Source organism: Carnobacteriaceae bacterium zg-84, assembly GCA_013874835.1.
Lineage (GTDB): Bacteria > Bacillota > Bacilli > Lactobacillales > Aerococcaceae > WM01.
Genome location: CP059430.1, coordinates 716,621 through 741,852, shown reverse-complemented (window position 1 = coordinate 741,852; position 25,232 = coordinate 716,621). Strand labels below are relative to the sequence as shown.

Genomic DNA, 25,232 nt, shown 5'->3' with positions numbered 1-25,232 from the left:
GACAAAAAGGCAATTTTCTCTTAAATTAAAAGTACGACCAAATAATAAGGAGAAATTGCCTATGTCTAATATAACAGAAATCTTACTACAATTAAAGGATAAAAACATCACATTTGATCATGAAAACATATCAGAATATGTCATTCGACATAAAAAATCATTAGTCTTATACGGTAAATTAACCTATACACCAGATTGTTGCCCAAATTGTCACGCAACCAATGGCATTGTAAAAAATGGAACACGTCAATCACGACTGTCTTTATGCCAAATTTCAGGACTAAACGCCTATTTATCACTCACTAAACAACGTTTTTATTGTAAATCCTGTCAATCATCATTTACAGCGGAAACACCTATTGTGGATAAGCATTGTTTTATCACAAACCGTTTAAAACAAAAGATAATGGATACTTTAACAGAAACCATTTCAGAAACCTACATCGCTAAACAACACAATGTATCTGTACATACGGTCAGACGTATTGTTGATAAGGTCGCCTCTACTTTAAAAGTAAATCACAACACGCAATTACCTCAACACCTATGTTTTGATGAATTCAAGTCAGTAAAATCTTCTGATAGTGCCATGAGTTTTATCTATTGTGATGCACTGACTCATCAACTGATTGACGTTGTACACGACCGTAAATCCAGCACGCTATTAGACTACTTTGCTAGATACGATACCCAGACAAGAAAAGCTGTTAAAACAATTACGATTGATATGTTTCGCCCCTATATTCAGATAGCCAAGCAAGTATTTCCTAACGCACATATCATTATCGACCCTTTTCATATTGTACAAGCATTAAATCGTGAGTTAACAAAACACAGAGTGCATGTAATGAAAGCTTTACATCAGAATAATCGCCGTTTATACAACAAAATGAAACGTTATTGGAAGTTGTTTTTAAGTAACACAGATACACTAAGTAGTTATCCTTATCACCGTTTTCCACTGTTTGATTGGATGACACATACACAAGGGATAGTCGATTATTTATTGGAACAAGTCCCCGAACTACGAGCCACATACGATGTCGTTCATCAATTAAGAGATGCTTTACATAATAGAGATTTTGACCGATTTGAAGAAATACTCATATGGGCTAAACAGGAAGCTATTTCTCCTGGTTTACGTAGAGTATTAAGAACGTTCAAAGGGTATTTACCCTATATTAAAAACACCTTTATCTACCATCATTTGACTAATGGTGCACTTGAAGGAATCAATCATAAAATTAAAGTACTTAAGAGAAATGCCTATGGTTATCGTAACTTTTCACATTTTAGAAATCGTATTTTATTCATGTGTAAGTTATATGTACCGTATACCGTACCATCTACTTCACTAGTTGCTTAATAGTTTAAGTCAAAAGTGATGTACGAATAGCTCCTTCCCCGCACAACGTAGGGGAAAAGACATGTATCGTGTACATGTCGGTGAGCCGTACATCACTTTGTGACTTAAAAAAAGATAGTGACGTAACATTTGTTACATCACTACCTTTTATGAGTCATCAACCCTATTTGACATAGAGCCGAAAAATATAAAAAGATGGTGAATGCTTTAACCATTCATCACCTTTTCATTACATCAATATCATTCGGTATAGAGTTACAGAACACCAAAAACACCCTAAGATGATGTCTTAGGGTGTTTTCCAGACAAATGATAAAACACTGTTATTCTGTTTCTTCTTCCAATCGTTTTCTCAATGCCGCAATCATCATACCTAATCCAAAGACAGTCGCTCCGTAGAACATTGTATCTTGTCCTTGTTCACCTGTATGTGGCAAGTTTTGACTTGCTGGTTTATTAGGACTTGGATTTTCTGATGTTGGTTTGTTTGGTTTTGGCATATCTGATTTTGGTTTTTCCGGAGTTGGTCTATCCGGTTTTGGCATATCTGGTTTTGGTTTTTCCGGAGCTGGTTTATCCGGTTTTGGCATATTTGGTTTTTCTTCTTCTGAATTTGGTCTATAAGGAATTTCAATATTTTCACTTGGATTCATTGGCAATTTCGGTGGAATATATCCTTTAGACGGATTTTCTGGATCTACTGGTTTCAACGGATTACCTTCTGGATCTTCAGGTGTATATCCAGGAACATATGGAATCGGTTCTTCACTATTCTCTGGAGTACCTGGAATAGTTGGATCTCCATTTGGATCATTTGGATATGGGATTGGATCTTTTGGTGTTTCTCCGTCTGGTAATTTTGGAATCCAGCTACCTAGTTTTTTGTAGGTAACAACTACTGTTTTATCAGCAGTATTTTCCGTTGGTGTTTCTTCTTCCACAACAGCTTTATCAGCAACATATCCTTTAATTAGTTTTGATGCTTCCTCATTCCATTTACCATCTTTATTCTTATCAGAATCAACTTCATGGCTAACTTTCCACTCACCGTAAACAATCTCGCCAGTTACATGATTAACAGTCGCTTCACGTGTAAAGGTTACTGTCTCTGTACGAGTAGCATCCGCTTCTCTTCCATCTTCTTCATACACATATTTAATCATACGTGTCACTTGTTTTACCAAGTCTTTTTCAGTAACACCTGCTGGCCATTTTGGTCCATTTGGCTGTTTTGGATCAATTGGTTGACCTGGTTCAATTGGTGTTGTCGGTTCATTTGGATTTGGAAGTGGATTTGTTGGATCCTCTGGTTTTGGTGTAATTGTAGAGAATTTAGGTCTAACAACTACTTCAAATGTTTGACTTGGGTCTTTTCCAACAACATCTTCGACTCCATCAAAAACTCTTCCTCCAGGTATTGTAAAGCCGTCTTTTACAATTTCATAGCCTTTATCGATAAGTTCCTGTTTCTTAGCATCTGTTGTGTACTTAATTGGTTCGTCCTCTTTACCAACAACAGTATCAACTGAATTCTTAATCTCTTTTACAAGTGTTCCTGTTTCATCCACATACTTGATAATCGCCAACTGAGATGCCTTTTCAGCTGGTGCTGTATTAGGTGTGTAGATAACAACTTCAGTAATATTCGTTGCATTCTCATCAACAACTACATCTTCTTGAGTGGATTCTGGATGAACCACTGTACTATTATGTATTGCTGTTGTTGCTTGATGACCTGCTACTACTGGTAATGTTTGACCTTCAAGAGTACTATCACTATTTTTAGCTTTCCAGTCACCATAAGTAATTTTACCATCAACTAAATTCACTTTCGCTTCACGCTCAAATGTAACCGTAGTTGAGAATGTCTTAGCTACTTCTTGTCCCTTGTTATCAATGTATGAAATCGTACGTGTCACTTCTTTAGTTAACACTAAATCTTTCACTGTATCTGGCCATTTTGGTCCGTCTGGTTTATTTGGATCAACCGGTGTATTTGGTACAGGTTTCTCACCATTTGGTGTAACTGGCTCAATACGTGGTGTTAATACAAACACAAAGTCTTGTGAATTATCCGGAATATTATCAAAAGTATCCTCTTTATCATAACTATCACGGTTCGTTACTGTGTAACCTTGTTGTTCGTATTCTTTAATTTTCTCAGTAGGATCATAGCCGAATTTTTTGCCTTCTTTACCTGTTAATGGTTCATTATGTTTTTCTTCATTTGTACCCGTAACAATAAATTTAACACTACCTTTTTGATCCACTGTTTCTTTATCTTTCACATAAGGAATATTTGTATCTTGCTTTGGATTTGCTGGTACTGGTGGAGGATTATAACCTTTCGTTGGATCCGTTGGATCTTTCGGTGTTAATGGATTTCCACTTGGATCTTGTGGTGTATAACCTGGCACATACGGAATTGTTTCGTCTGTTGGGTCACCTGGTTTTGTTGGATCTGTTGGATTATTTGGATAATCTACTGGATCTTTTGGATCTTTATCATCCGTTGGATTTGGATCAACTGGTTCTACACCCTGTGGGATTTCTGGAATCCATTTTCCAATTGGTGTATAAACAACTTTCTCAACAATATTTGATGAATCTCCTGTTACTTGTACATATTTTTCAGTTGTATTTGGTTCAACATCTTTGTCACCATTTGTAGCTGATGTAACAATATATCCATTCACAACTGGTAATTTTTGCCCATCAAGAACAGAATCATTATTTTCCGCTTTCCAGTCACCATAAGTCACATTACCCGTTACAAGATTAACTTTTATTTCACGTACAAATGTTACTCCGTCAACAAATTTTTCATGAACTTCTTCATCTTTATCATTCGCCGAGTTGTAAAATAAAGTGCAAAAGCAAAATAGTGTTATAAAAACAAAAAAAGACAGATAATTAACTTACTAAGATTCACCACAAAATTAGAAAGGTCATTATCATGTCTAAAACAAATTATAACACAAAAAAACAATATAAACAGCTATCATTGGTTGAACGTACAAAAATTGAAACGTTATTAAACGAAAAAAAGCCAATACGATATATCGCTGAACGACTCGGAAGAAATGTATCCACAATTTATAGAGAAATTAAACGAGGAAGCGTTAATCAAATTGTTAATCGAAATGGTATCCAACGTGACGAATTAAAATATTACGCTGAAACAAGCCATTACATCTATAAAGCTAAGCAACAAAATAAATATCATCATGATTTAACTGAAAAATTTAGTCAACAATTTTTCAAAGACTTACAACAGGTAGTTACTGAAAAATATAGAACCCATAGTATTGATACCTTTGTACATTGGTATCGGCAAAATCATCCTAATGAAAAAGTCCCTTGTACGAAAACGGTTTATACGTTTGTTCATCAAGGTATTATCCCTATCAAACCAATTGATTTACCCAAAATGGTAAGCATTAGAAACGACCGAAAAAAGAGAACACCAAAACATACAAAGAAAAATATGGGTACATCTATCGAAAATCGACCAGACGTAGCGAATAATCGTACAGAATTTGGACATTGGGAAATTGATTTAGTCTTATTTAAGAAGACAAAAAATGAAGCACTATTATTAACGTTAGTAGAACGACAAACACGTTATACAATTATACGTAAAATGAATGATAAAACAGCACAATGTGTCTTACGGACATTAAAGAATATTTTTAAACAATATAGGAAATCAACCTTCAAGAGTATTACATCTGATAATGGGTCAGAATTCGCCTCGTTATCTGAATTAGAATCGACATATTTAAGCATTTACTATGCACACCCTTATTCATCTTATGAGCGTGGTACTAACGAAAATCATAACGGACAGATACGGGAGTTTTTACCTAAGGGTAAATCTATCAATACCGTTAAAAAGTCAACTATTCGTAAAATAGAATCCTGCTTAAATCAGAAAATACGGCGTAAATTAGGTTATCGTACACCTGCAGAGTTATTTTTATTGCGGGTAGATTAATAGTTTAATAAAAACAGGTTTCCCGTCAAGGCACACTTTGTTTTTCGCCTTGACTAGAAAACCTTTGTTTTTATTGTTTGGTTATTAACCCCGCAAAAGAGAAAGTAATTATCTGTTTTTTTGCACTTTACTTTACAATTGGAGATCTTTATCATTCACATAACTAATTTCACGAGTAACTACTTTAATAGTTGAAAGATCTTTATCTTTTAAATCTTCTGGCCAGTTTGGTGAATTTGGATCATCCGGATTAACTGGTTGACCTGGTTTTGGTGTTTCACCTTCTGGTGTATTAGGTGTTATTGTCTTAATAATTGGTCTTACCACAACAGTAAAGACTTGGCTTGGATATTCTCTTACATTATCTTTTATACTATCGTATACTTTTTCTCCACCATTTGTGAAGTCATCAGACACAAATTCATACCCTTGTTTTTCTAACTTAGTAATTTTTTCAGCTGTACTATATTCAATTTTATCTCCTGCAAACCCTGTTTTCGTATCTGGATCTGCAACAGCTTTTTCTGTATTCTCTTCAATATAGCGAATAACTGCTACTTGTGTGTCTTTTTCTTCTGGTGCTTTTGGTGCGTATACAACAACTTCAACAATATCTTTTGTATCAATAGTTGTTTCAACTGGTTTTGTTGTTGTGTCTGATTCAACAACCGTTCCATTATTTGTTGTTACAACAATATCATGATTTTCAACCGTTGGTAACGGATTTCCTTCTAATATTGAATCTCCATTTTTGGCTGTCCAGTCACCATAAGTGACTTTACCAGTAACTAAGTTCACCATAGCTGTACGTTCATACGTCACAGTATTTGTATTTGTATCAGCAACTTTTTTACCTGTTACATCCACATAAGATACCGTACGTGTAATTGTTTTCGTTAAATCTAATTGACTAACTGTTTCAGGCCATTTTGGTCCGTCTGGTTTTTCTGGATTAACTGGTTGACCTGGTACAGGTGGATTATCATTTGGTTTAACTGGTTCTACACGTGGTTCCAATTCATAAACAAAGTCTTGTGAATTGTCTGGAATACCGTCAAATGTTCCTTCTGGAGAATATGGATTTTTATCTTTATCTCCAATATTCGTTACTGTATAACCTTGTTGCTCATATTCTTTGATTTTTCCAGCAGGATCATAGCCAAATTGGTCACCTTCTTTACCAGAAATGTTTTCTGTGTGTTTCACTTCTCCAGTATCTTTTACTTTAAAAGTTACTGTCCCTACTTGTGTTGGAGCCACTGGTGTATATAAAACTTTCTTATCTGAAAGACCAGTAATGACACCATCTTGAGAAATTGTTGCTGTTTCAGCTTCAACACTTGCTTTATCAAATGTATAACCGTCTTTTTCTTTTGAGGTAACTTCAGGAGCTTCTGATTTAACAGCAGTCCATTCACCATACGTTACTTCACCAGTCACATTATCAATCGTCATTGAACGTGTAAACACAACTTCTTGAACAACATCTTCAAATACTTTTTCTGCATTATCATCCGGTGTTGCTGCATAACGGTAGCGAATTGTACGTGTTGCTTTCTTAACAAGTTCTTTTACTTCATTTGGCCATTTTGGTCCATCTGGATTATTTGGATTTACTGGTTGACCTGGTTCAACCGGTGTATTTCCTTCTGGATCATTTGGATTTGGAATTGGACTATCCGGATTATTTGGATCAGGCATAATTGGTGTTAATTTATGTCTTAATGTTACTTCAAATTTTTGTGTTGGATTTGCATCAGACTCATCTTTCTCATTATCAAACACAAGTTTTGTTGGTACACCATCCTGAACTAATTCGTATCCTTGATTCACATATTCATCAATACGTGATTTCGTTGAGTAATCACTTGTTGCACCAGTAGCACCATTTCTTTTATCAACATCACCTAAAATAATTGGTTTATTCGGATCATTTACATCTTTATACGTAATGGTTGCATGTTGTACTACTTCATTTGGAACATAGATAACTTGAACATCTTGTGGATCAGAATCACCAGTCAAGTTTGTTAATGCATCGACACTTGGTAAATGTGGTGTATACCCTGTAATTTCAGGTGAATCAACTTTATCCATTGTATCTGTTGTTACTGGTGTCCATTCACCATAAATCACTTCACCTGTTACATGATTTACTTCTGCTGTTCTTGTGAATGTCAATGTTTGTGTTACAGTTGGTGCTTTATCTTGTTCAACTGGTTTACCATTATTGTATACATAAGTAATATTACGTGTAATAGTACGTACTAAATCTTTTTCAGCTACACCTGCTGGCCATTTTGGTCCGTCTGGTTGTGTTGGATCAATTGGTTGACCTGGTTCAACTGGTGTTGTTGGATCATTCGGATTTGGTACTTTATTTGTTGGATCTTCTGGTTTTGGTGTGATTGTGGATGTTTTCTTTTTCACAACTACTGTAAAGACTTGAGTAGGATCTTGTCCAACTGTATCTTTTTGATCATCAAATGTTTGCCCAGCATCAGTTGTAAAATCATCAGATACAAAATCATATCCTTGTTTTTTCAACTCTTTAATTTTTGATGCTGTACTATAGTCAATTTTATCTCCTGCAAACCCTGTTTTTGTATCTGGATCAGCAACTGTTTTATTGGTACCCTCTTCAATATAACGAATAACCGCTACTTGAGTTTCTTTGACTTCTGGTGTTTTTGGTGCATATACAACAACTTCAACAATATCTTTTGAATTTTCAGTTGTCTCAACAGGTTGTGTTGTTGTATTCGCGTCAACAATCGTACCATTATTTGTTGTTGTAACAATATCATGATCTTCAACTACTGGCAGCACTTGTCCCTCTAATGTTTTATCAGCATTTTTTGGCATCCAAGGTGTATACTCTATTTCGCCAGTAACAATATTTACGGTTGCACTACGTTCATACGTCACCGTATTTGTTTTTGTTTCAGCAACTGGTTTACCTGTTGTATCGACATAAGATACTGTACGTGTAATTGTTTTTGTTAAGTCTAATTGATCTACTGTTGCAGGCCATTGAGGTCCGTTTGGTTCATTTGGTTCAACTGGTGTATTTGGTTCTGGCTTAGGCTCTGCGGGTGTTACTGGTTTTTTCAATGCTTTTACAACTACTGTGAAGACTTGGCTTGGATCTTCAGCTAATTTATCTTCTGTTGTATCGTATACTTGACCATCATCTTTTGTGAAGCCATCTGAGACAAGTACATATCCTTGTTTTTTCAATTCTTCAATTTTCGGAGCTGTATCGTAATTGATTTTTTCATTTGCTTTACCTTTTACCGAATCTGAGGCAGCAACTATTTTATTTGTTGTTTCTTCAACATAATTAATTTTTGCTGCTTGATCTGGAAGCTTTTTATAAATAACCGTCACGTCTTGTGGATCTGACTCACCGTTTAAGTTTGTTTCTGCTTTTACCGTTACTTGATCTGGGGTATAACCGTCAATCGTAGGGCTTGTCACTTCCGGCATTTCGTTTGTTGTAACAGGTTGCCATTCTCCATAAGTAATCGCACCTGTCACATGATTTACTGTAGCCGTACGTTTAAACGTTAATGATTGAATTACTGTTTTTGGTTCTCCATTTTCCATAACTGGTGTACCGTCATCGTATACATAATTAATTACACGATCGACTGTACTAATTAAATCAGATTCATCTAAACCTGTTACTGGCCATATTGATTCATCCGGATTTTCTCGAGTTGGTGTAATCACAATAGATTCTCCAGGTTTAACCGGTGTATTACCCGTTGGATCATGAGGATTTGGTACTTTATTCGTTTCACTATCCGGGTTAGGTGTAATAGTCGTTTCTTTAGGTCTTACAACAACCTTAAAGACTTGTCCTTCCTCTCCTAATTTATCTGGAATTTTATCATAATTTGTGTCTTCTGTTGGACGATCTTTAAAACCATCTGTTACCAATTCATATCCTTTTTGTTTTAAAACATTAATCATTGGTGTTGTGTCATACATAATCTCAGCACCTGTATTTCCAACAACAGATGATTGTGGTGCTACAACATTATCTAATTCATCAACATATTTAATTGTTGCAATTTGTGGTGTATCAATCGTTTCATCTAGCACATATTGATATTTAATCACTTGGTCAGTTTTTGTGACATTACCAGATTCTGGTGCTGATCCATCTTTTAATTTAGGCACACCATTTTCTCTCACTAAGCGATATACTTTACCTTCTACTGAACGAATAAATTCTGGAACATCTGTTGATGTATATGGAGTATAAAGTAATTCATTTGTTACAACATCCTCTCTACCCATAGTCACTTGTGCAGGTAGAATAGCGATAAATTCATTATTAACAACCGTTCCAATATCTCCAGCTAATTTTTCTTCTGTATTAGCAATATAATATTCACGATATACATTTCCTTTTACCGTTAATATTGGAATAGACGCACCATCCCCCAATACGGATCTGTGCTATGATTATAGAAATATTCACCTGCTGCATTATCCGGATTCACAACAGCAACTTGACGTCCACTATTGGCAAAAATTTTACCATCAGATGTTAAACCAATACCTCCGATTGCCCACGTTGCATCATTTGCACCTGTACTATCACCAGATGTTGCATCTACAATACGTACTCGTTTAGATAAGTAGCTTTCTAATTTTGTGTAATTATCTTGTGTAGCTGCACCTTTTTCCACTTGATCAGCTTTTACTGTTAAAATGTAATAATCTGGTGTATTGAATTGATTCAATAATAAACTCATATTCCCTTCACTATCAAAGGAAATATCACTACCTACAGCCCAACTTCCAGCTCTGAAAAAGCGTTCAAAAGTGTCAAATAAGTTACTTTTAAAAAGCGTTGAATCAACATATCCAACTGGTTCTACTTTTTGTGTTGCTGGATCATAAGACCAGAAACGGAAATAAATATCAAATGTATGGTCTCTTGTTGCTTTTTTAAATTCATCTTCTGTTCCAGGTTGTACTTTATTAAAAGATGGATCATAATCACGTGTGTGCATCCCAAAATAATATTTACCATCTACTGGATTGACAGCACCGGCTGTCCATGAATTTGTTCGCATAATCGCTTTATCTGCCCATGTAGACGCATCGCTGACAAATTCCCAATAGTGTTTAGTAATATCATAGCGATATACCCCAACAATATTTGTTCTATTTGGATTTGCCTGCCCATTGATCATTGTATTGATATCACCCATAAATCCGATCATATAAGCATATCGTCCATCTTGAGAAATACCTAAACCATTAAAACGTAAATTATCTGTTCCAGCTGAAAAACCTTGTTTAGCAGTTTGTTCTTTTAAATGGTCGTAAACATTTTGACCATTTGACATTTTATCTTGTGAAATTTGTGTCACAGATTTATTTTTTACATCTACTTCATAGATAAGACCACTGTATTTTGGATTAGCATCTGCACGTCCCGATGCTTGTACATAGTAATAATCACCATTATTACTAAAACGTCCAATAGTTAATGCACCTCCTGTATCAAGCGTTGGCGTTTCTGCATGTGCAACAAGCACATTATTGTTGATTGAATCTCCTACTGCAAATAACGATGTCCCTAATAAAACAGAACACGTTCCAACTGTTAATTTACGAATAGAAAATCTTTGTCGCTTATTAAAAATCATATAACCTCCTAATAATTATCATATTTTATGTTTTTCTTTTTGTTATAACACTTCTTTATGAATATATTGTTTCTGTGTTTCTTTTTTGATGAGTATCTCCAATACCGTCTTGAACATTGACGACTATAAAGAATAATCCGTCTAATCAATCTATCTTTCAGTGTTACAACCAGTGTTTCTCATTTCTACAAATTAATATTCAGCCTTTATAAAAAATAAATTTTGTTATTCATTTGCACATAAAATCTTTTTTCATCATTATTCTCATACTTTTTTACAAATACTTTATATAGTGTATTTATAAGTCCAACAGTCAGTTTAAGAAACATCAAAAACTGTACACTCCTTTCTTTAGTGAATAATATGTGTTTGTCCATTTAAGTAGACTTTTACGGACAAGCAAAATGAGAAAATATGAAAAATAGATATATTATTTTCATGTGTTTATTTTCATAAAACTCTTTTTATTTTGTGAATTAGAAAGGCTAACGGTATACGTACCCACCCCCATTATTCCATTATAAACATTTGTACAAAAATGTCTAGTTTTTTAGGATTTTTTTAATATTATTTCACTTACTTTTTCAAATAAAAATAAGTTTTAAACAAAAGTATCCGACGTAAACAAATGTTTACGTCGGATACTTTCTTAGATTTATATACTTTTTTATAAGTTTATCAAAAATCAATTTAGTCTATCTTTCCATTTTATAAATATACGTTTTCATACACTTGAAAAAACCATATCTATCTTATTTTTTCTGAAAACCTAGTAGACGTAATCCATTTAAAATGACGAGTATCGTTGACATTTCATGGAAAAAAACACCTTTCGTTAAATCTAGAATACCAAGCATATTTAATAAAATAAGTACTAAAATCACACTAATTGCAAAAGCAATATTGACTCTTGTAATACGCCCATACTTTTGACTCAGTTCATACAATAAAGCAATTTTTGATAAGTGATTTTGTGTAATGATAACATCACTAACATCCATGGCAATATCGGTACCACTCCCCATTGCAATGCTAACATCTGCATGAGCTAAAATTGGAGCATCGTTGATTCCGTCTCCAATCATACCTACAACTTTCTCATCATGTTTATATTGTTGCATATATGTTACTTTATCCTCCGGCAAACACTCTGCATAAAACTTAGGTAATCCTAGTGTATTCGCAACACTTTTTGCAGCGTGCTCTCTATCTCCAGTAAGCATAACAACATCTACAAGATGTGTTTTAAATACCTCTACCATTTCTTGAGCATCTTTTCGTACTGCATCAACCAACTCAAAATAACCAATGACTTCGTTATTTTCTGAAACAAATAATAATGTTCCTTGACTTTCTTTTTCTAAATAATGATTTGTATCTGTACAATCACGCATAAAACGCTTATTACCAATAGATAGTTGATTCATTTGTAACCCACAACCTGCAATCTCTTGAATGACTATATCTTGTGGTAATGTCGGATAAGACACATCTTTAAAATAAGTCATAATAGATTTTGCCAATGGATGTGATGACTGACTTTCCATAGACAGCACAAGTGGTAAAACTTCTGGTTTATCCAAATGATACTGATGTACACGAAATTGACCTGTTGTTAACGTTCCCGTTTTATCACTAAATAAAGTCGTCATACGCATCATTTTTTCCAATGCATTCCCATTTTTGATTAAAATACCATTTTTAGCACCAAAACTCATCGCACTGAGCATAGCTGGAGTCATTGATGCAATAAGCGCACATGGACTTGCAACAGTCAATAAAATCATACCTCGATAAAAAGCGTCTGTAAAACTCAATCCTTGGATACACATTAAATAAGTAATAAAGAATACAACTGTTATCAATACACCTAGCACATACGTTTTTTGTATTTGATGAATACGTTTATCTAAATGACTTTTACTATTATTAGCTGTTTTAACTAAGGATACAATATGTGAAAATACACTATCATGACTTGTTTTTGTTGCGACGTAAACGCTCGTATCTCCAATATTGATTGTTCCAGCAAATACATCATCACCAATTTCTTTATATACAGGAATGCTCTCTCCCGTTAATACACTTTCATTCACGAGCATCACTTTAGAAGCTGTTCCATCCAAAGCAATTTGCTCTCCTTTTTTAACAATCAATGTTTGTCCAATATCAATCTGATCAATATCTACAATTTCTGTCGTATCATCTTCCTTTAAAACCATTGCTTGTTTTGGAATATGTGTCATTAACGATTCCATTGTTTTCATTGATTTTTGATACACATAATCCTCTAACATTTCTGAACCAGAAAAAATAAATAATAAAATAGCCGCTTCGCTAAAATACCCAATAGAGATGGCACCACATGCCGATAATATCATTAGAAAATCAACATTTAATCTATGCTCTTCAACAATATCAGAAATAACATCTTTGACAATTTCATACCCTAATAATACACTAGCAAGACATAACCACAACGGACTTCCTGATAGCTGTATCTGCTCACATAATAAACCGATACCTAGACTAATACTCCCTGCCACAAATAGTTTTCCTTCCTTTGTTTTTAGTAAATCAAACATATTTTTCCTCTCCTTTTTATTTGATAATACAAAAAAGAGCATACCCGTGGACAGTTCGTACTGTCTCACAGATATGCTCAGTTCATTTACTAAACATTTTTCTGCTGTCTAAACACTTATAGACCCGGCTACGTAAAGAGCCATTACTGCTCTTTACTGCTTGTTCAAAAAATAATTTATTTCTATACATATATAATAAAAGAAATGACATATTTTGTCAAGAAAAGTTTGAGAAAAAATTCACTTTTTTAGCAAGCCGAGTTGTAAAATAAAGTGCAAAAGCAAAATAGTGTTATAAAAACAAAAAAAGACAGATAATTAACTTACTAAAATCCTCTACAACATTAGAAAGGTCATTATCATGTCTGAAATAATCATAACACAAAAAAACAATATAAACAGCTATTATTGGTTGAACGTACAAAAATTGAAACGTTATTAAACGAAAAAAAGCCAATACGATATATCGCTGAACGACTCGGAAGAAATGTATCCACAATCTATAGAGAAATCAAACGCGGAAGCGTTAATCAAATGGTTCATCGAAATGGTATTCAACGTGACGAACTAAAATATTACGTTGAAACAAGCCATCATATTTATAAAGCTAAGTAACAAATTAAATATCATACTGATTTAACTGAAAAATTTAGTCAACAATTTTTCAAAGACTTACAACAAGCAGTCACTGAAACATACAGAATACACAGTATTGATACCTTTGTACATTGGTATCGCCTAAATCACCCTAATGAAAAAGTCCCTTGTACGAAAACGGTTTATACGTTTGTCCATCAAGGCATTATCCCTATCAAACCAATTGATTTACCCAAAATGGTAAGCATTAGAAAACGACCGGAAAAAGAGAACACCAAAACATACAAGAAAAACATGGGAACCTCTATCGAAAATCGACCAGATGTAGCGAATAATCGTACAGAATTTGTACATTGGGAAATTGACTTAGTCTTATTTAAGAAAACGAAAAATGAAGCTCTATTATTAACGTTAGTAGAACGACAAACACGTTATACAATTATGCGTAAAATGAATGGTAAAACAGCACAATGTGTCTTACGGACATTAAAGAATATTTTAAACAATATAGGAAATCAACCTTCAAGAGTATAACATCTGATAATGGTTCAGAATTCGCCTCATTATCTGAATTAGAATCGACATATTTAAGCATTTACTACGCACACCCTTATTCATCTTATGAGCGTGGTACTAACGAAAATCATAACGGACAGATACGGGAGTTTTTACCTAATGGTAAATCTATCAACACCGCTAAAAAATCAACTATTCGTAAAATAGAACCCTACTTAAATCATAAAATACGACGTAAATTAGGTTATCGTACACCTGCAGAGTTATTTTTATTGCGGGTAGGTTCATCGTTTAATAAAAACAGGTTTCCCGTCAAGGCACACTTTGTTTTTCGCCTTGACTAGAAACCTTGGTTTTTATTATTTGGTTATCAACCCCGCAAAAGAGAAAGTGATTATCTGTTTTTTGCACTTTACAATTGGAGTTAAATCAAGGATAAACCAACATTGGTTTATCCCTCAGACTGTTGACAATAGCGATAAAAAATCCAACGTATTTTTCCAGTTTTGAAAAATACGTTGGATTTTGCATTTAAAAATGATAAATAAAGAACTATATTGTAAAAAATGGCTATCTCTCGTGAGTAGAATTGCCATTTTTTTCATATTTTGGGCAGCACAAGATAACCAAGTGTACTGCTGCATCTTGGCTACTCCTCTATATTGTGCAAACCGATACCCATGATTTTGTTTAGAGTCTGCAAAGCTACGCTCAATCGTTTCTTTCCGTCGTTTATATAGTGCTTTCCCAAACGTAGATAATCGACGCTCACGACATCTATCGTATACATCAGCATCTATCGCTCGACGTAGTATCCGTTTATTACTGTTATCGCTTATACGATACTGTTTATATCCTTGTCTATCAATGTTTCTGTAGGTGTAAATTTCTCCCGTACGTGTATCCGTAAAACAATCTCTAGATGAATGATAGCGAAAAAATTATGGTCAGGATTGCGATGAAAACGTCTATACCCAATCACAGAAAATATCTTTTTCTCTTCTAAAAATTTTAAAATGTCTTTTTTATAATACCCGCTATCTAACGCGACACAATTGACATCAAATTTAAATTTTCCATCACATACGTTAATCGTGACATATACGGTACACTATCATGAACATTTCCTGGCGTAATAAAGCAGTCTACAATAAATTGTGTTTACCATCTACACTACGATGGTCTAAGTACATAAATCCTTTTTCTTTATTATCCCGATGGTAATAGCCACTTTCTTTATCAGTCGTACTTTCTTTAATAGTTTTAGAGATGGTTTTATCGGTGTAATGAAACGGCTTTTTTCCAATAGCTTCTCGTTCGGCGTTGATTTCGTTTTCTAAATCTCGTTTACGTTCTTGAACCACTTCAATAACAGCGTTTCTAAATTTATTTTTATTGGCGTTTGCTTTAATGTGTGTGGAATCTGTGAATAATGCTGTGCCGCTAATTAAATGATGTGAGATAGCTTGGTGTACAATAGTGTTGAATATATCTTCAAACACAGAAGTCCCTTGAAAACGGCGACTATAATTTTGAGAGAAAGTAGAATAATGTGGGGTAGGTTTAGAGAAAGGGAGGTTTAAAAACCATCTAAACGCTACATCCGTTTCGACACGTTTAATGGTTTCTCGCATGGATTTAATGCCATAAATATCTTTTAAAAAGACCAATTTAAATAAAACAACAGGGTCTAAACTATTGCGACCGTTGGTATGACTATAATAGGGAGATAATATCATAAATAAAGTTGAAATCAATTGATTTATCAATTTTACGTAGTAAATGGTCTTTTGGTACTAATTCGGACAACGTGTTTAATATGATTTCATCATTTGGGTGAGTTTCTTTATAAAACATAGATTTTTCCCTCCTTTTTCTTATCTCTATTATACCACTTTTAAGTATCATTATCGTATCAGACGTTGTGGTACGAATGGCTTCGTTCTCGCACGTAGTAGAGAACGAGAGATGTATCGTGTACATCGTGGTAAGCCGTACAACTTAACGTCTGATACGAAAAAAGACTGTTGACGCTCTTAATTTGTCAACAGTCTGAAGGATAAACCAACATTGGTTTATCCCTGATGTCTATCCCACAACAGCAATGACTTCTATTTCTATTAGAGCATCCTTTGGTAAAGCTGCCACTTGATAAGCGGCTCTTGCAGGAAACGGTGCGGAAAAATAACTTGCATATACATCATTCATTTTTGTAAAATCAGCAATATTTTTTAATAAAACAGTTGTTTTCACAACATTTTTCATCGTTAATCCTGCCTCACTTAAAATAAACTGGATATTTTCTAATGATTGTTTTGTTTGTTCCTCAATCGTACTACCTGCAAATTCACCTGTTTCAACACAAATTGGTAGTTGACCAGAAACATAGACAGTGTTTCCTACTTGTATTGCTTGAGAATAAGGACCAATAGCTGCCGGTGCTTTAGCACTTTCTATTTTTTTCATATAATACCTCCATCATCAGTTTTGTTCATTTAATATATCATCAACACATGATGATAGCAACTTTACGAATAATTATATCAATTTATCTATCGCATTTTTTAAGTCAATTAAAAAAATCTCTTTCATCTTATTGAAGGCACTATTTTCTATTTCTCTATAAGTACTCGTAAGGACTGTTTGAATTGTATTACCCAACGGACACTCTTTATTCGTATTTTTATCAATTTCAAGTAATGATTCTTCATGAATTGCTTGAAAAATATCAAATAATGTGATGTCTTTAGAAGATTTTAAAAGTCTCGGTTTAGCACTACCTTGTTTTGTTTCAATCAAATTTGCTTTTTTTAATTGAGACATAATTTGTCTTACTAATGCGGGATTTGTATTGATACTTTCAGCAATATCTGTACTTGTGATACGTTTATCTTCACAAAATACTTCTATATACAAAAGTATGTGAATAGCATCAGATAATTTATGTGAATGTTTCATATTTTAACCTACAATCGTCACATAACCTTTTTGCAGAAGTGTATCTCTACCTCCACGAACACTATTGTCTTCCCACGTTAGAAATGCAATCACTTCGTTATTATTCAAATCTAATAATTGAGATATTGTCATACCACTTTCTTCAATCCAGTTAATAAAATATTTCCCACTTTCCAATTCAATGACTTCATAAGGATCTACTTCCTCTGAAGGACCACCGTCCTCAACCTCACCCACAGATGTCCATTTTAACTTACCTTCTTCTACGTATTCCATAATGAAGTGAAACCCTGTCTCGTACTGCACATCTAATTTCTTTCCTTTTAACATTTCAAATAGTGTCATTATATTCTCCTTTTGTTATTTTATAACTTACATGTATTTTAACATGTTATTTTTAAAATAACAATAAAAAGAATTATTTTTCATAAATTTCTTTTTTATTTAGCTCTATAATAAATCGTGTTGGTGAGAATAATCCACCAACACGATTTTGTATATAAAAGTGGACAAAAAAAGAGAAATACCTGTATGATTAAATCACCACAATTAAACAAGGAGGTATTTCTCATGGATTATTATACAAAAAAATTATTGACATTAACAGATAAATCTTTCATAGCTGATGAACATTGGTTAGAAGAAAAAACAATAAATGGTATTCCACACCACTTTATTAAAGGCACTTGGACAAAGCCTTGCCACACCTGTCCACATTGTCATGCTAAAACACTCATCAAACATGGTACATATCAAACGAAAACATTATTACCAAAGTTTAGACAAATCAAAACGGTTTTACTTCTTAAAAGAACCCGTTATCGCTGTAAAACGTGTCTAAAAACCTGTTCTTCTTCGTGTTCTTTAGTCGATAAACATTGTTGTATTTCTAAAGAATTAAAACAACTTATCGCACTTGATTTAACGAAAAATATTTCAAGAAAACATATCTGCCAAGACCACTTTGTATCTGATGTGACCGTACAACGTGTCTTAGATAAATATACAAAACAAGTTAAACCGTCTTTTCATTATCTACCTAAGGTACTATGTATCGACGAATTTAAGTCTGTGACATCTCATTTAGGGAAGATGAGTTTCATCTGTGTAGACGGATTGACACACCGTATTATTGATGTGTTACCTAGTCGCCAATTAGACCATTTAATCACTTATTTTAAACAATTTTCTAAAAAAGCAAGACATAGCGTTCGCTATCTTGTTATGGATATGAATGCCAATTATGGCAAACTTATTCAGAAGGGTTTTCCTAATGCCGTTATTGTAACAGATAGATTTCATATCATACAACATATACATCGGAATTTAAATACACTACGTATAAAAGAAATGAACACCTTTAAAAAAGAAGAAGAAAAGGCTTATAAACACTTAAAGAAATACTGGAAATTATTATTAAAAGATGCCTTTGATGTAAATGATACAGACTATCACTATCACCAATCCTTTAAAACATATCTGACACACACACAAATCCTTGATAGATTATTAGACTATAGTCCTGTTTTAAAACAAGCATATGAGTTTGTACAAGAGCTGAGATATGCTTATAGACAGCGAGATTTTGATTTATTTATGGAGGTTATTCATCATATTGACCCGTCATTACCAGAGTGGTTTAGAAAGAAATTTGATATTTTTAAAACCTATCAGAATGGTATTTATCAAGCTTTTACCACACCTTATTCAAACGGTATCACAGAAGCTATCAACAATCATATTAAAGTTATCAAACGCATTGCCTATGGCTATAGACGTTTTTCCTATTTTAGATTACGTATTTTAATCATACAACACCATTCCCAATGGCAGAAAAAGAATGGGAAAAAGGTAGTGAATGGTTAATGCCATTCACTACCAACATACTCACTATTTCTCTCCACCAACACAATTTGACGAAGAGCCTTTTATTTTTGATTAAATCACACAAATAAAATTATGTTATACTAAAATTTAAAAATAAAAAACCGATAACGAAGAACATTCCTCATTATCGGCTGATAAAATCACTTATTCTTTTTTATTTCTAAATGAGTATACTACTCCAGCAATAACAAATAGAACTAATGAGTAAATAGAAGAATCTATAGTTCCTGTTTTTGGCAAAATAGAATTTTTATTTTCTTCTATCAATACTTTACTTAAATTAGAAGAATTAGTAGGTACTATTGGTTCAACATATGTATTGGTTATTGTATAACCATTTTTTTGAGTTCCTTCGACATTAACGGTATATGTGTTGGCTCCTTTTGTTACTCGATTGTTCGCTTCCCCGACTTCTTTCACGGTATAGATATTCGGTGTTGGTTGTTCTGGAGTATCTACGACTAATAAATTTGTAAAATCATGTTTCCATTGATTAGATTCGTTTAATGTAACAGGAGCACCTATTGCTTCTCCATTTTTATATAACTGTACTTGTACACTATTTTCGCTGACGTTTCCACGCCATACTTTTGTAACACTGACACTTGTTGTTCCTGGTTGTAGTGGTGTCGGTTTGATTGGCTCAACATAGGTATTTGTTATCGTATAGCCATTTGCTTGCGTTCCTTCTGTATTAACCGTATATGTGTGGTCTCCTACTGTCACTCGATTGTTCGCTTCCCCAACTTCTTTCACGGTATAGATATTCGGTATTGCTTGTTCCATAGTGTCTACAACGAACAAATCTGTAAACTCATGTTTCCATTGATTAGATTCGTTTAAGGTGACAGGAGCACCCATTACTTCTCCATTTTTATATAACTGTACTTGTACACTATTTTCGCTTACGTTTCCACGCCATACTTTTGTGACACTTACAGTTGTTTTACCTGGTTGTAGTGGTGTTGGTTTGATTGGCTCAACATAGGTATTTGTTATCGTATAGCCATTTGCTTGCGTTCCTTCAACATTAACAGTATATGTATGGTCTCCTACTGTTACTCGATTGTTCGCTTCCCCGACTTCTTTCACGGTATAGATATTCGGTGTTGGTTGTTCTGGAGTATCTACGACTAATAAATCTGTAAACTCATATTTCCATTGATTAGATTCGTTTAAGGTAACAGGAGCACCCATTACTTCTCCATTTTTATATAACTGTACTTGTACACTATTTTCGCTTACGTTTCCACGCCATACTTTTGTGACACTTACAGTTGTTTTACCTGGTTGTAGTGGTGTTGGTTTGATTGGCTCAACATAGGTATTTGTTATCGTATAGCCATTTGCTTGCGTTCCTTCAACATTAACAGTATATGTATGGTCACCTACTGTTACTCGATTGTTAGCTTCACCAATTTCTTTCGCTGTGTATACATTTGGTGTTGGTTGTTCTGGAGTATCTACGACTAATAAATCTGTAAACTCATATTTCCATTGATTAGATTCGTTTAAGGTAACAGGAGCACCCATTACTTCTCCATTTTTATATAACTGTACTTGTACACTATTTTCGCTGACGTTTCCACGCCATACTTTTGTAACACTGACTCTTGTTTTCTCTGGTACATACGTATTCGTGATGGTATTATCTACAACTGCTTTTTCATACCCTGCAGGAACGTTCACTTCATCTACTGTATATGTGTAAGCCACTCCAGTATTGTCTGTTGCTGGTAAATCACGCCATGTATGGCTTGTTGTACCTGAAGTCAATTCTACGGCTTTATCATAAACTGCTCCATTTTGATACAACTGTACTGAAATTGTTGGTTTTTCTGTTGGTCCATTCACCCAGACTTTGTTTACAGTGTACTCCGTTTTTCCTGGTACATACGTATTCGTGATAGTATTATCTACAACTGCTTTTTCATACCCTGCAGGAACGTTGACTTCATCTACTGTATAGGTGTAAGCTACTCCACTATTATCTGTTGCTGGTAAGTCTCGCCATGTATGGTTTGTTGTACCTGAAGTCAATTCTACGACTTCACCATAAACGGCTCCATTTTGATACAACTGTACTGAAATCGTTGGTTTTTCCGTTGGTCCATTCACCCAAACTTTGTTTACTGTGTACTCTGTTTTTCCTGGTACATACGTATTCGTGATGGTATTATCTACAACTGCTTTTTCATACCCTGCAGGAACGTTCACTTCATCTACTGTATAGGTGTAAGCCACTCCAGTATTGTCTGTTGCTGGTAAATCACGCCATGTATGGCTTGTTGTACCTAAAGTCAATTCTACGGCTTCGCCATAAACTGCTCCATTTTGATACAACTGTACTGAAATCGTTGGTTTTTCTGTTGGTCCATTCACCCAGACTTTGTTTACAGTGTATTCCGTTTTTCCTGGTACATACGTATTCGTGATAGTATTATCTACAACTGCTTTTTCATACCCTGCAGGAACGTTGACTTCATCTACTGTATAGGTGTAAGCCACTCCAGTATTGTCTGTTGCTGGTAAATCACGCCATGTATGGCTTATTGTACCTGAAGTCAATTCTACGGCTTCGCCATAAACTGCTTCATTTTGATACAACTGTACTGAAATCGTTGGTTTTTCTGTTGGTCCATTCACCCAGACTTTGTTTACAGTGTATTCCGTTTTTCCTGGTACATACGTATTGGTTATCGTATAGCCATTTTCTTGATTTCCTTCCACATCAACAGTATATGTATGGTCACCTACTGTTACTCGATTGTTCGCTTCACCAACTTCTTTCACTGTGTATACATTTTCTACATTTTCCGATCTATATTTTGGAAGCTTCATAAATGTATATGTCCAATTTCCATTTTCTGTTAATTGAACAGGGTTTCCTTCTGGATTACCATTTTTATACAATTGAACAGTAACACTCGTTTCTTTAACACGACTAGCCCATTGTTTTGTAACTTGAACTTGTATCTGTTTTTCCCATCCTGCATACGCATGCAATACATTTGGAGTGACAATATTGGTAATCGGTGTTGTTCCAGATGCAAATCGTAATGAAAAATCGAATGGATTGGCATCTCTATTTGCTACTATTTCTGCATCTGTTATTGGATTATTATCTTCTGTGCCATCTGCATGATGATTATACCAACCGACTAAAGCATACGTCGGACGTGTCGGTTGAGAAGCGTCATCCAATAATTTTAATTGTGGAATATCTGTCCAAGGATCAGTTGAACTATATATTGTATATAAAAACTCTTTTTCCGTTCCGGAATCAAAAGTTCCGCCATTTGCATGATAAATCATCTTAGCACGTTGTCCTAAAACAACTTGCTTAGTCATTGGATTTAATACAAAATCCCACATTCCAACACTTATATGATCTGAAAGTGGTGCAATCGGTTGAGTAGTGTCTTTACTTACATAATGTAATAACTTAGCATCTTCACTAGTCGCTTCATAAGCATTTGTCTTTAATTTTTCATTTGCAAATTCATTATTATTCGCCCCTCTAGCAACAACATAACCAACGTGACGATTGGCATTTTCAATATATCCCATAGCGATACCGGTAGCTATCAATTTAGGTGTTTCACTAATAGAAACATTAATTGGTTTCGTCAATGCTCCCGTTAAAATAATGGAAGATTGTCCTTCTAAAACACGCACATCCCCATTTTGAATGGTGGCATTTGGCGTGATAATGACATCTTTTGCGGCGTAAATATTTTCACCACTATATTCGCCTTTTTTCAACTGGTGATCATAGCCGGTAGCCCAATCCCCTTTTGAATTGTTTTGTATAGTCGCATTATCAACTTTTAAATACCCAGCATTATAGATACCACCAACCATTTGATAAGCGTTATTACCGGATATATTAGCACCGCCTGTTAATGTTAAATTACCTTGATTATAAATAGCACCCGCATTATTGGAATATGTAGGACCAGTTATAATACCTGAATCCATAAGCACGGTATTACCTGGTCCTATAAACATGCCGCCACCATACGACCAGTTTCCATATGTATATGCCGCATTATTTATTAATCTAGTATTTTTCAAAGTTAAATCAACACCAGATACTTCATCACGTTGATTTGAAATCGCAATAGCAGCACCTGATACATCTGCCATAAAATTACGAATAGTTGTATTTTCTATTTTAGCAGTAACGGTACTACCTGTATAAAATGAAATAGCTCCACCATATTTAGCAGTATATTTTCCTGCATTCCAAAATGCTCCACGACCTTCTAAAGTAGAATCGATTAAATTAAATGTTCCACTTCCAACAACTTGGATTAACCCACCTGCTTCTTTAACACGTGTGCCATCTCCTACAGACATAGTTGTATTGGAAATTGTCAAATGTGATCCTTCTGAAGTAATTGCTCCACCTGCAACACCAATTTCCCCTTTTCCCTCTAATAAAGTAAAATTAGAATGATGAACTTCAGCATGAGATACATTTTCAAATTTAATAGCTCCTCCAGTATTAAATGGACCAGCAACTTTAAATGTTGTTCCATAAATAACAACTTCACTATCAGTTGCTTCAATAGCTCCACCTTGATATCCACCTTTTGTTTGCCAATCATCATTGCTATTTTCTTCAAATACCGTAGTAGTTTTATCAGTTGAAGCTGCATCTTTATTAATATAAAGTTTAGATCCACCTTCTAGTTTGATCGCTCCACCTTCTCCATTTGAACCATTTGGTGAAGATCCTGATCTGTTATGACTAAAGCGTCCACCTACAATATTAATCGTACTCGTTCCAGCATAAATCGCTCCACCGTGAGGGGCTAAAATAGGATCACCCGGTTTTTCAACGACAGGGGTATCTTTTTTAGTTGTATTTTCTATAAATTCAACATTTTCTAAATTTAATGTTGCATGCTCCGAAAAAATAGCTCCACCACTATAACGTTGTTTATTTACAGTATCTATTATGTTCTTTTCAAATAATTGAGTCGTTCCTTTTTTTACAATGGTATTTTTTAGCGTTAATGTTGCACCATTAGTAACAAGAAATAAACGAGATTGATTATTCCCATTAAGACGAATATTTTCAAAAGTAACTTGTCCACCAGAAGCGATAAACATATTCTCTATCAAACCGTTTGTTGTTAATTCAACACCATCAGATGCTGTTATTTCAACTGTTTTTTGGGATAAATCAATAGAACGAGATATTTCGAAAGAAGAATTAATTAGAATATTATCGCTATTTGATTCCAATGCTTGAATAAGTTCATCTTGAGTATTAACAGTAACTGTTGTAGCATAAATCGTTTTCAAATTCATACAAAACAAGCAAGTGAAAAAAATCACAAATACTGAATGCCATTTTAAACTTTTTGTACTCATATTGTGCATACTCCTTTTATACTTTATTTTTTGATAAAAATTTGAATATATTATTACACATATTATACGACCAATCATCCGTAATTTGTCAAGGATTTATTCGGAAAAACTTTACAATTTATTGTCTAATTCATCATTTTGACATTTTTTTGAAATGTATCAACAATAAAAGTTATTCAGGGAATATGTTAATGTAGTAGAACGAATATTTTATTCTGTATTTTTTGTTTGTTTTAAAAATATCAGGTCTTAATAATATAAGTCTTAAA

Annotated in this window: 17 protein-coding genes; 6 read left to right on the top strand and 11 right to left on the bottom strand. The window is 34.1% G+C overall.

The genetic code is table 11. From position 1 onward, the window contains the following. Positions 1-61: 61 nt before the first annotated feature. Positions 62-1,366: an ISL3 family transposase gene (locus H1220_03555; GenBank protein ID QMI86434.1), complete on the top strand. Its 1,305-nt coding sequence runs from the start codon at positions 62-64 to the stop codon at positions 1,364-1,366. Positions 1,367-1,689: 323 nt separating this feature from the next. Here the strand turns inward: H1220_03555 and H1220_03550 are convergent, their stop codons facing one another. Continuing rightward, the gene (locus tag H1220_03550) at positions 1,690-4,128 is read right to left on the bottom strand and encodes a hypothetical protein (protein QMI86433.1); all 2,439 of its coding nucleotides are present in this window, start codon (positions 4,126-4,128) and stop codon (positions 1,690-1,692) included. Positions 4,129-4,322: 194 nt separating this feature from the next. Between H1220_03550 and H1220_03545 the strand changes: the two genes are divergently transcribed. Beyond that, positions 4,323-5,363 carry an IS30 family transposase gene (locus tag H1220_03545; protein ID QMI86432.1) on the top strand — a complete coding sequence of 347 codons (1,041 nt, stop codon included), beginning with the start codon at positions 4,323-4,325 and terminating at the stop codon, positions 5,361-5,363. Positions 5,364-5,495: 132 nt separating this feature from the next. Here H1220_03545 and H1220_03540 read toward each other — a convergent pair whose 3' ends face one another. The 3 genes from H1220_03540 to H1220_03530 all read right to left on the bottom strand — a co-directional run bounded on the left by H1220_03540 (position 5,496) and on the right by H1220_03530 (position 13,620). Continuing rightward, a complete protein-coding gene (locus H1220_03540; protein ID QMI86431.1) occupies positions 5,496-9,821 on the bottom strand; it encodes a hypothetical protein in 4,326 nt (1,441 codons plus the stop codon). Then, a complete protein-coding gene (locus H1220_03535) occupies positions 9,791-11,035 on the bottom strand; it encodes a YSIRK-type signal peptide-containing protein (protein QMI86430.1) in 1,245 nt (414 codons plus the stop codon). The genes H1220_03540 and H1220_03535 overlap by 31 nt, the downstream gene beginning before the upstream one ends. A gap of 752 nt (positions 11,036-11,787) precedes the next feature. Then, positions 11,788-13,620: a heavy metal translocating P-type ATPase gene (locus tag H1220_03530; GenBank protein QMI86429.1), complete on the bottom strand. Its 1,833-nt coding sequence runs from the start codon at positions 13,618-13,620 to the stop codon at positions 11,788-11,790. 408 nt (positions 13,621-14,028) lie between these two features. Between H1220_03530 and H1220_03525 the strand changes: the two genes are divergently transcribed. From H1220_03525 to H1220_03515, 3 genes are read left to right on the top strand one after another with little or no spacing between them, the layout of a single operon-like run. Further along, positions 14,029-14,235 carry a helix-turn-helix domain-containing protein gene (locus H1220_03525; protein ID QMI86428.1) on the top strand — a complete coding sequence of 69 codons (207 nt, stop codon included), beginning with the start codon at positions 14,029-14,031 and terminating at the stop codon, positions 14,233-14,235. Positions 14,236-14,238: 3 nt separating this feature from the next. Then, complete coding sequence (locus H1220_03520) at positions 14,239-14,751, top strand: IS30 family transposase (GenBank protein QMI86642.1); 513 nt, start codon at positions 14,239-14,241, stop codon at positions 14,749-14,751. Beyond that, entirely contained in the window at positions 14,688-15,077 is a 390-nt protein-coding gene (locus H1220_03515; protein QMI86427.1) for an IS30 family transposase, read from the top strand. Before H1220_03520 ends, H1220_03515 begins: the two co-directional genes overlap by 64 nt. Before the next feature lie 114 nt (positions 15,078-15,191). On the opposite strand, the gene H1220_03510 is transcribed toward H1220_03515, so the two are convergent. The 6 genes from H1220_03510 to H1220_03485 all read right to left on the bottom strand — a co-directional run bounded on the left by H1220_03510 (position 15,192) and on the right by H1220_03485 (position 18,036). Beyond that, on the bottom strand, positions 15,192-15,620 hold the full coding sequence (locus H1220_03510; GenBank protein QMI86641.1) for a transposase: 429 nt from the start codon (positions 15,618-15,620) through the stop codon (positions 15,192-15,194). 258 nt (positions 15,621-15,878) lie between these two features. Further along, positions 15,879-16,403 (bottom strand): transposase, encoded by a 525-nt coding sequence (locus H1220_03505; GenBank protein ID QMI86426.1) that lies wholly within the window; start codon positions 16,401-16,403, stop codon positions 15,879-15,881. Between the two features lie 46 nt (positions 16,404-16,449). Then, entirely contained in the window at positions 16,450-16,590 is a 141-nt protein-coding gene (locus H1220_03500) for a hypothetical protein (GenBank protein QMI86425.1), read from the bottom strand. Positions 16,591-16,821: 231 nt separating this feature from the next. After that, on the bottom strand, positions 16,822-17,199 hold the full coding sequence (locus H1220_03495) for a RidA family protein (protein QMI86424.1): 378 nt from the start codon (positions 17,197-17,199) through the stop codon (positions 16,822-16,824). 72 nt (positions 17,200-17,271) lie between these two features. Further along, complete coding sequence (locus tag H1220_03490; protein QMI86423.1) at positions 17,272-17,691, bottom strand: Rrf2 family transcriptional regulator; 420 nt, start codon at positions 17,689-17,691, stop codon at positions 17,272-17,274. Positions 17,692-17,694: 3 nt separating this feature from the next. After that, complete coding sequence (locus H1220_03485) at positions 17,695-18,036, bottom strand: MoaF N-terminal domain-containing protein (protein ID QMI86422.1); 342 nt, start codon at positions 18,034-18,036, stop codon at positions 17,695-17,697. Between the two features lie 117 nt (positions 18,037-18,153). Here H1220_03485 and H1220_03480 point away from each other — a divergent pair, with 117 nt between their 5' ends. Further along, positions 18,154-19,557, top strand: coding sequence for an ISL3 family transposase (locus H1220_03480; protein QMI86421.1), 1,404 nt, complete (start codon positions 18,154-18,156; stop codon positions 19,555-19,557). A 165-nt stretch (positions 19,558-19,722) separates the two neighbouring features. Here H1220_03480 and H1220_03475 read toward each other — a convergent pair whose 3' ends face one another. Then, positions 19,723-24,963, bottom strand: a complete 5,241-nt coding sequence (locus H1220_03475) for a Cna B-type domain-containing protein (GenBank protein QMI86420.1) — start codon at positions 24,961-24,963, stop codon at positions 19,723-19,725. Between the last annotated feature and the right edge of the window lie 269 nt (positions 24,964-25,232).

Bases quoted from the DNA above. Each gene is read 5' to 3' on its own strand.
- H1220_03555 (QMI86434.1), top strand. From the start codon at position 62: ATGTCTAATATAACAGAAATCTTACTACAATTAAAGGATAAAAACATC.
- H1220_03545 (QMI86432.1), top strand. From the start codon at position 4,323: ATGTCTAAAACAAATTATAACACAAAAAAACAATATAAACAGCTATCA.
- H1220_03535 (QMI86430.1), bottom strand. From the start codon at position 11,035: ATGATTTTTAATAAGCGACAAAGATTTTCTATTCGTAAATTAACAGTT.
- H1220_03530 (QMI86429.1), bottom strand. From the start codon at position 13,620: ATGTTTGATTTACTAAAAACAAAGGAAGGAAAACTATTTGTGGCAGGG.
- H1220_03515 (QMI86427.1), top strand. From the start codon at position 14,688: ATGTGTCTTACGGACATTAAAGAATATTTTAAACAATATAGGAAATCA.
- H1220_03500 (QMI86425.1), bottom strand. From the start codon at position 16,590: ATGTTTTATAAAGAAACTCACCCAAATGATGAAATCATATTAAACACG.
- H1220_03495 (QMI86424.1), bottom strand. From the start codon at position 17,199: ATGAAAAAAATAGAAAGTGCTAAAGCACCGGCAGCTATTGGTCCTTAT.
- H1220_03490 (QMI86423.1), bottom strand. From the start codon at position 17,691: ATGAAACATTCACATAAATTATCTGATGCTATTCACATACTTTTGTAT.
- H1220_03485 (QMI86422.1), bottom strand. From the start codon at position 18,036: ATGACACTATTTGAAATGTTAAAAGGAAAGAAATTAGATGTGCAGTAC.
- H1220_03475 (QMI86420.1), bottom strand. From the start codon at position 24,963: ATGAGTACAAAAAGTTTAAAATGGCATTCAGTATTTGTGATTTTTTTC.